This window comes from Lentilactobacillus parafarraginis DSM 18390 = JCM 14109, assembly GCF_001435895.1.
Classification (GTDB): Bacteria; Bacillota; Bacilli; order Lactobacillales; family Lactobacillaceae; genus Lentilactobacillus; species Lentilactobacillus parafarraginis.
The window spans coordinates 1-5,278 of sequence record NZ_AZFZ01000100.1 but is presented as its reverse complement, the minus strand read 5'-3'; the positions used below and the strand labels follow the sequence as shown (position 1 = coordinate 5,278).

At 46.6% G+C, this 5,278-nt stretch carries 6 protein-coding genes; 5 read left to right on the top strand and 1 reads right to left on the bottom strand.

Going from position 1 to position 5,278, the window contains the following annotated elements:
* Positions 1-292 precede the first annotated feature (292 nt).
* The 5 genes from FD47_RS13570 (at position 293) to FD47_RS13550 (ending at position 3,878) form a co-directional block, all read left to right on the top strand.
* Positions 293-1,072, top strand: a complete 780-nt coding sequence (locus FD47_RS13570; RefSeq protein WP_054736524.1) for an alpha/beta fold hydrolase — start codon at positions 293-295, stop codon at positions 1,070-1,072.
* 171 nt (positions 1,073-1,243) lie between these two features.
* Positions 1,244-1,756: an ECF transporter S component gene (locus FD47_RS13565; RefSeq protein WP_056980801.1), complete on the top strand. Its 513-nt coding sequence runs from the start codon at positions 1,244-1,246 to the stop codon at positions 1,754-1,756.
* Positions 1,757-1,769: 13 nt separating this feature from the next.
* On the top strand, positions 1,770-2,519 hold the full coding sequence (locus tag FD47_RS13560; RefSeq protein ID WP_056980800.1) for a hypothetical protein: 750 nt from the start codon (positions 1,770-1,772) through the stop codon (positions 2,517-2,519).
* Between the two features lie 16 nt (positions 2,520-2,535).
* Complete coding sequence (gene cobS / locus FD47_RS13555; RefSeq protein ID WP_054736522.1) at positions 2,536-3,297, top strand: adenosylcobinamide-GDP ribazoletransferase; 762 nt, start codon at positions 2,536-2,538, stop codon at positions 3,295-3,297.
* Positions 3,294-3,878, top strand: a complete 585-nt coding sequence (locus FD47_RS13550; protein ID WP_054736521.1) for a histidine phosphatase family protein — start codon at positions 3,294-3,296, stop codon at positions 3,876-3,878. The genes cobS and FD47_RS13550 overlap by 4 nt, the downstream gene beginning before the upstream one ends.
* Before the next feature lie 130 nt (positions 3,879-4,008).
* Here the strand turns inward: FD47_RS13550 and FD47_RS13545 are convergent, their stop codons facing one another.
* Positions 4,009-5,241 (bottom strand): gluconate:H+ symporter, encoded by a 1,233-nt coding sequence (locus FD47_RS13545; protein ID WP_268872834.1) that lies wholly within the window; start codon positions 5,239-5,241, stop codon positions 4,009-4,011.
* Between the last annotated feature and the right edge of the window lie 37 nt (positions 5,242-5,278).

The window sequence follows — 5,278 nt, the reverse complement described above, 5'->3', positions numbered from 1 at the left end:
CTAAAAAGCTTGTTTTAAGACAGACCCTAATGTCAATGAAAAAGATAATTATGAATGGTACTTGAGACGATGTCTTGATTTGAATTTACCTGCTCTTTACGATTTAAGTGTAACCGATTTCTTGCCGATAGCCAAGAGAAATTGGAAACTTACGAATTGGCGTAATTTTATTGATAATGTATTACCTTTAAGATCAAAGGCTGACATTCAAGTTTATTTAGATCACAACCACCAAATTTGGAAGGTTGAAGTAGGTACTATGTCAACTTAAGCATGGTGAGGAGGAACTATGATGGAATTTATTACGAGTGATGGAGTTAAGTTATCTTATGATGATGTTGGCAATGGCCGCCCCGTACTTATCATGACAGGTTTTGCTGGTTACCGTGAAATTTGGCGTTCACAAGTCAAAATACTTAGTCAAAGTGGATTCAGAGTAATTAATTTAGATAGGAGAAATCATGGAAAATCTGAAACGACTACTAAAGGCTTGCGAATGAGTCGTCAAGGTAAGGACGTCCATGAATTACTTGATTATCTTAATTTAGACAAGGTCGATATCATGGGAAATTCTATGGGGGCCTCCGTGATTTGGGCATATTGCTCCCTTTACGGAGACTCGAGATTATCCCATATTATTAGTGTCGATCAGTCGCCTAAGATGATTAGTGATAGTACGTGGCAATTTGGCATGCTTGATCTTACTTGGGATAATTTTCCAGACGCTTCCGAAAAAATGTATGATGTTCACACAACGTTCAAAAAGATTAACGATGAAACTTTTAAGCTGGTTAAAGAAGCTAGTGCCGGAAGGAAATTTGATTACAGGTTGAATCGGCCGTTACTGTTTGATCATACATTCCAGGATTGGCGGGATGTTATTTCCCTAATAAGTAGTCCAATCCTATTTTTGGCGGGGGAAGAGAGTCCTTTTTGGAATCCTAAACATGCGGTTGTGTCTTCAAAAATTGCTCCAAATGGCAGATCGTTAATTGTTCCTGAATGCGGACATATTATCATGGCTGAGCAACAAGATGTATTTAATAAAGCTATGCTAGATTTTTTGGGTTAATTGAGCGTAAATGATTTCTTAATGCTAGGAATGTACTCGTGCATTTCTGCTTTTTTATTTTTGCCGGCAACTTAGAATCGATTATTTTAAATTCAACGAAATATCGCCACCCATCTCTGATACAATCGATAAGGAACTAAGATTGATTATTATGAGGAGGAAATTGCAATTATGACACAATCAGATCGACTGAAACGCCTCACCCTAGCCGCCATGCTCTTGGCGCTCTGCGTGATTGGCGCAAACGTCAAAATCATGGGTTCGGTGGCCTTCGATTCAGCCCCGGCGTTCTTGGGGGCGGTGCTGCTGGGCCCGTGGTTTGGCGCAACGTTGGGATTATTTGGGCACTTGGTGTCCGCCGCGTTGGCGGGGTTCCCGCTGACACTACCGATTCATTTAATTATTGGCGTTGCCATGGGGATTTGCATGCTGGTGTTCGGCCTGGTTCGTAAATGGTTGGGTAAGGATACGCTGAAGGGCGTACTGGCTTCTGACGTGCTGGGTTACGCGATCAACGTGCCGATCGAGTTGGTGCTTCTTTATCCGCTCATGAAGCAAGCGGTTTGGGCGTTTTTCGTCCCGTTGACCATTGCCACAATCCTGAACTTAATCGTTTGTGAAGTGATCTATGCCGCGCTGCCCAATCGGGTGAAGGATGCGCCGTTTTTGACACCGCAGAAGTAGGGGAGCTGATTAAATGAACCCACGATTTCGTGATTTATCGCTGGTGGCAACGAGTCCCACAACGGCACTCGTAATTGCCTGTGACAGCAGCGCAGGGATTGGGGAGAAGCCATTGGACGTTGTTCAAATTGATCCAGCAATTACTGCGGCTTATTCACTGCGGGTGCCATTATTGGAACTGTTGTGTTTTGGTGCCCAACCAATTGCCATTGTTGACACGATTGGCAACGAAATGGCCCCAACTGGGGGTCGGGTAATTCATGGACTTAAAAGTGAGTTAGCCAAGGCGGAATTTCCCGATCTTCCGTTAAATGGGAGTACCGAAGATAATATGCCGACTCAGACGACGTCAATTGGGGTGACCGTCATTGGCCAAATTGATCAAAAAGAAATTCCGGCGACATCAATCAATGGCTCCCTGATCGTTTATCAGTTGGGGACACCCTACGTTGGGGAATCGGTCAAGGCTCATTTAGCCACGATTTTTTCATATGACTTGGTGCGGACAATTCGTACCAACTCGGCGGTAGTGGACATGCTGCCGGTGGGGTCGAAGGGAATTGCCAATGAGCTTGCCCAGATGGCCGCCACCCACGCTGCCAAAATTTCCGCCATGGTCGACTTGCAGGATGCTGAATTCACGCAATCTGCCGGGCCGGCAACCGTGTTATTAGTTGCCGTGATGGCCGATAAACGTGAATCATTTGAAAAGCAATTTCCCGAACTAACCGAAATTGCGCAGCTTCACCAAAACTCAGATTAAGGACGGCATTGATTCTATGTTTGGCTCATTAATATTATTAACACAATTTTTCACCAGAATTCCGATTCCGTATGAAATTCCGGACGCAACGGCAAAGTTTAAGAAGAGCATTCAGTACTTTACCCTGTTTGGATTTTTAATTGGCTGCCTGGAGGCCCTCTTTTTCTGGCTGATGACCCTGGTATTTCCCAGCTGGTTTGCCTGGATCCTGTTCTGGGTGGCCGACGGGATTCTGACCGGCGGCTTTCACTTGGATTCGCTGGCTGACACTGCCGACGGTCTGTATTCATCGCGGACGGTGGACCGGATCAAAGAAATTATGAAAGACAGCCGGATTGGAACTATGGGAAGTTTGGCCCTGATCTATTTTTACGCAATTGTCATGGGTGCCGGGGTTGTCTGCAGTCAGTATTTGGCGAACTGGCAGTTTGTTGCGTTGGCGGCCTGCACGACCATGGTGGCCAAAACCGGCATGGCGTTGTTATTTTACAAAATGGTTTATGCTGGCAAAACGAAGGGGCTGGGCAACCTATGGACCGGCGTTGCCACCTGGAGAATCGTGATTGCTCAGCTATTCTCGATTCTGGTGATTGGCGGGCTATTAGGAATTCCCGGTCTCGTCGGCTATCTCGCCGTCGTCTTGGGGGCTCTTTGGTACCGACACTATATCACCCACAAACTGGGCGGCTTTACCGGCGACACAATTGGGGCGTATGGTGAGCTGGCTCAAGTTGCGTTTTTATTGGTGTTGACAGCGTTAGTGAGGATTTTTGGATGAAATTATTAGTGACCCGCCACGGTGAGACTCAATATAACAAGGAAAAGAAATATTATGGTCGCACGGATATTGAATTGGATGGCTTGGGATTGAAGCAGGCGGAAGAGCTTGCCGATAAGCTGAAGGCAACCACGATCGATTACGCGATCCGCAGTGATTTGAAACGGACCCAGCAAACCATGGACGCAATCATGCAATATCATCCGGAAACCAAACAGATTGTCGAGAAGGGCATCGATGAAATGCCCTTTGGGATCTGGGAAGGCTTGAACGCCGACCAGGTGGAAGCTCGTGATCCAAAGACCTGGGCGGCCTGGTTGCAGGCGCCATTTGACGTCACCCCCGCTGGCGCCGAACCATACCGGGTGTTTGAGAAACGGGTGACGGCGACCCTCGATCATTATCGGGAAGTGTTGCCGGCAGACAGTACGTTGATGGTTGTCGCACATCAGGGGGTTCTGCGGACGCTGTATCGTTATTGGACCGGCGGCGACTTTTGGTCGGTGGACTTTAAGGCGGGCTGTTATTCCGTGTTTGATGCGGGGAATGATGGCGTGTCGTTGGTAAGTCTTAATGATTAGCGGAGCCTGTAGATGCCAGGTTAGGTGATTAATTTTAAAATGAACACCAAAAAACAGATTTCAATGAGCAGCCAGAAACGGCGTCCAAAGTTGAAATCTGTTTTTGAATATCTTCAATTATTTGTGGCCATTACATAACTAAATCTAATCCCAGGATCACAATGAGGCCGACAAATGAGTTGGTAAATTCAAGGGCGCCCCAAGTTTTGAAGGTATCCTTAATTGAAATACCGAATGACTGCTGGAACAGCAGGAAGCCACCATCGTACATCAACGTCATGGTATTACTACCAACGGCACATGCAAGTACCATCAATACGGGATTGACATTGAATGCGGCGATCATTGGGGCAACGATTCCGGCAGCTGTAATTGCGGCGACGGCTCCCTGACCAGTCAAAATTCGAATGAGCACCGTGATAATCCAAGCAAGAATCAATGGGGATACTGGTAATTTACCAACGAAGGAAACCAAGGTATCACCAATTCCGGTGTCGATAATGACTTCCTTCATCACACCGCCGGCGGCAATAACCAACAGCACGTTTGAAATACCTTCAATGGCGCTGGTGAGCTGGTTGGTGATTTCAGCCCCCGTTTGGTGACGACGATAACCAAATACCCACATCGCGACCAGAACAGCTAAAAGCATGCTGATTTCGGCGCTTCCGATGAATTCGGCGAATTTATAAAGGAATGAATGGCTGGATACGGTCAGTTTGGCTAATGATGAACCGATCATCAGAATGGCAGGTAGAAGTGGTACCAAAATGCTGATGCCAAAGCTTGGGAGTTCTGAGGCGGGCTTCTTTTCGGCCGGCTTCATGACGTTTCCAAGAGGCATTTCGTCCAAACCAGGGATGAACCGGCGAATCAAAACTCCGGAACAAATAATGGTTGGGATGATGACAATTAATCCAAAGATATAGACTTGAGAGATATCAGCGTGGAATGCGGTGACCAACGCCATTGGACCTGGTTGGGGTGGAAAGATGCTGTGGCCCATCGTGGCTCCGGCAACGGTTGGGACGATTAACCGCATGTAAGGAATTTTGGCCTCTTTAGCAATGCTGATAACCAATGGTGCGGCAATCAGGAAGGCCACTTCGTAAAACATTGCCATCCCAAAGATGGTTCCAATAATTAACAGGGCATATGGCAGCAGCTTGACACCCATTTTAGAAACAATGGTATCAGCGATTTGTTGAGAAGCGCCTGACTCGGTCATTAGCTTTCCAATGATTGCCCCGAATATCAGAATCAGCGCGAGGGTTCCCAGAACACTGCTTAAGCCGGCTTCGATGGTGGGCACGATCTTGGTGATTGACATTCCTTCCATAAAAGCGATAAATAAAGCTGAAATTAATAATGCCCCGATTTAAAATTGAAGTGCAACACTT